The sequence below is a fragment of the Bovifimicola ammoniilytica genome (assembly GCF_025567085.1).
Taxonomy (GTDB): Bacteria; Bacillota; Clostridia; order Lachnospirales; family Lachnospiraceae; genus Bovifimicola; species Bovifimicola ammoniilytica.
In genome coordinates this window covers 1-2,928 of sequence record NZ_JAOQJN010000021.1, presented here as the reverse complement: position 1 = coordinate 2,928, position 2,928 = coordinate 1, and the positions used below count along the sequence as shown (strand labels likewise).

The window sequence follows — 2,928 nt, the reverse complement described above, 5'->3', positions numbered from 1 at the left end:
ATACGAATGGTATTCTGTGGTGAAGCGACTGTTCTTGATGTTGCATTATGTATTGTAAAAGGACTTGTGGTACAGTCATTAATATCCTGTGTTGCAACGGCAGTATTTGGCGAAGCGGCAGCATTTATGCTAAAGTTAGTCGGTATAGGTCAGGATACATATGGATTAATTGAAGCAATAAAGAGTAAAGATCCAAAAGAGATTGCGGTAGCAACAGTCCGACTTGCAGTATCTGTATTTACACTTAAAAGCCAGTGCTTTACAGGTGACACATTAGTCAGTACAGAAGAAGGCAACAGACGAATTGATGAAATCAAACCGGGAGATAAGGTCTTATCATATAATACTGAAACCGGTGAAAATGAGTTACAGGAAGTTAAAAATGTATCAGTATCAAAGACAGATATACTGGTACACATAATAACAGATGATGGCAGAGACATAGAAACTACAATGTTCCATCCATTCTATGTTAAGAATGAAGATGGTACAGGAGAGTGGAAAGCAGCCTCGAATCTTAAAGCAGGCGATGAACTTTTATCAGAAGATGGAAATAAAGTAAAAGTATCAGAAGTAAAAGTAGAAAAACTTGCAGAAGAGATAACAGTCTACAACCTTGAATTAGATGAAGTGCATACATATTATGTGGCTGGCGGAGTGCTGGTGCATAATATGTGTGCTACTGATAAAAAAGATTTAGGTGGTGTTGGAAATGGTTCGAATAGTGGTATAAACTCTGAAAATCCATTAGAAGACATTGAATATACAGATAAGGTAAAAAGTCAAATGGATTTGGGAGATTATCATTCATTTCCAGATAGTGTAAACGCTTTCGGAAATGCTGGCAAATTAACAACTATTGTAGGTGGCGATAATATCACAAGAATAAAAATAGAAATTGCAGGTTCTTATATGGGAAAAGATGGTGTATTTCAGTATATAATTGAGCCAGATGGTGTTACTTGTAACCATCATTTATTTGTACCCAATAATTAATATATCATAAAAATATTTCAAATATATAAGAAAAATAACTATTAGGAGTCAATATTAAAAAATTATTCTCTTAAAATGGTAAACTTAAAAAAGCCTCATCACTGAGGCTTTTAAATAAAATATAGTTAACTGATAATACTCAAGTTGTGGAGAAAAGAAGCCTCATAATCAAAGTCTTTTGTTTTGAATGTATGTCTTAATGTTTGAGTATGAATAAATTGCTGATTAAAGTAGAGTTTGATTGATAAAGAATAGAATGGTTGTGTTTGTACTTGGAAACGTCAAGTCCGACACAGTATATGGTGTAACTAAAGTATTTAGAAATGTTGTCTTCTAACAGGAGATTCGACAGTGTATTCTCGAAAAATAAAACGTCAGGCATTAACTAACTGATTACCAGTAATAGACGAAAAGTTATGGTCTGAGTCTACTTTTAATAGTCAGTGACGTATCTTCATATAAACAAATCCACGGTGCTTTAGATATTATTATACAAGAGTAGATGAACTCTTTAATATATCAAAAATAAAAAGAAAGGAAATGTGTATTCTAATAATCTTATATTTGATAATTGGATTATGCAAGATATGCTTATGGAAACAATTACAAGTGTTATTTCAAAAGAATTATTAAAAAAAGGAATTAGCTTATTATCACTTGGAATAAATGAATATGCTTGGGATAAGGATAATATAAAAGATATATTCGAAGAATTATCAAAACGAAAAATAGGTATTTTAGGAGGAGATGTCTATAAGATAGAAAATGAAACTATCAAAATGACATTTGATAGTTGGTATATGAATAAAGATAGTTCGGAAGAGTTTTATCAAAAAAGCAAATTAAGAGCTTTGAGTTATATAGAAGATTATGAAAAAAATAATTGTGGTGAGTTTATATATACCATTGTTATTTAAGTAAATTATACGAAGTGCATACGTATTATATGTGGCTGGCAGAGTGCTAGTACCTAGTATGTGTGCTACTGATAATAACAGTGATAGCGAGGGTGGCAAAAACTCAGCTCATAATGTAGATCAATATGAAAAATTAAAGAGTTCATACGCCGCAGATGAGATAATGAATGCAGAAAGGGTGAGGAGTGCATTAAAGGATGACCCTGCTCATAGAGCAGCAAGTTTCTTGTCAAAAGAGCAGTTGGCTAGTGGTAAAACATATAGTTTTACAGGTGGTGATGGTAGTTCATATATACTTTTACAAACTAAAGGAAAGATGGATGGAAATCAAGGTATTTTTGAATATATTTTAAATTCAAAAGGGCAAGTTATACATCAAAGATTTATTAATGGTGGTACATATACAGGTTTTCCTAACCAAGTTGTTCCAAAAGGAGGTTATTAATGTTATCTTATAATGCAAAATTTGAAGAATTGAATACATTGATTTCTGATTGGAAATGGTCTGAATTAAAGTATGGATTATGTAGAGAATATATTTCGATAAAAGATGTAATTTCATATGCTAATGAAATTCTTTCAAATGATGTCCCATATATGGAAATAATAATTCAACTTCTAATTGCTGATGATGAAGAGGTTGATGATATTTTAGAAAAATTAGTTTCATGTGAGGAAAGTCCTAGTGAAGATAATATAAAGTCAAAATGGATATTTGCCTTTATTTATCATGCGTTTACCTATTCGAAAGATAAAATTTTTGATATTATAGAAGATGTATATGAAGAGTTTGATTATACGGAAGAAATCAGCAATCTAGTTCCATATATGCCATGCGAAGACGGTTTACCATTAGAAGATAGATTAAAAAGATACATAGAACAAAATCGAAATATATGGTGTTAACAAATATAATGCTAATGCATACCAGACCAGCTATGGAAAGTCAATAGAAAATACAGAGTTTTTTAAAGAAAATGGGGGATTGGATGCTTCGGATTACATTTCAATTCAT

The 2,928-nt window shown here is 31.3% G+C and carries 4 protein-coding genes; all 4 read left to right on the top strand.

The window, feature by feature from the left end:
* Nucleotides 1-996, top strand: a 996-nt coding sequence (locus OCV48_RS13905) for a Hint domain-containing protein (RefSeq protein ID WP_262559973.1), incomplete at its 5' end; no start/stop codon positions are given.
* 593 nt (nucleotides 997-1,589) lie between these two features.
* The gene (imm40, locus tag OCV48_RS13900; RefSeq protein ID WP_177748107.1) at nucleotides 1,590-1,913 is read left to right on the top strand and encodes an Imm40 family immunity protein; all 324 of its coding nucleotides are present in this window, start codon (nucleotides 1,590-1,592) and stop codon (nucleotides 1,911-1,913) included.
* Nucleotides 1,914-1,956: 43 nt separating this feature from the next.
* Nucleotides 1,957-2,358: a hypothetical protein gene (locus OCV48_RS13895; protein WP_147592275.1), complete on the top strand. Its 402-nt coding sequence runs from the start codon at nucleotides 1,957-1,959 to the stop codon at nucleotides 2,356-2,358.
* Nucleotides 2,358-2,819 (top strand): DUF2247 family protein, encoded by a 462-nt coding sequence (locus tag OCV48_RS13890; RefSeq protein ID WP_147592274.1) that lies wholly within the window; start codon nucleotides 2,358-2,360, stop codon nucleotides 2,817-2,819. Before OCV48_RS13895 ends, OCV48_RS13890 begins: the two co-directional genes overlap by 1 nt.
* Nucleotides 2,820-2,928 lie beyond the last annotated feature (109 nt).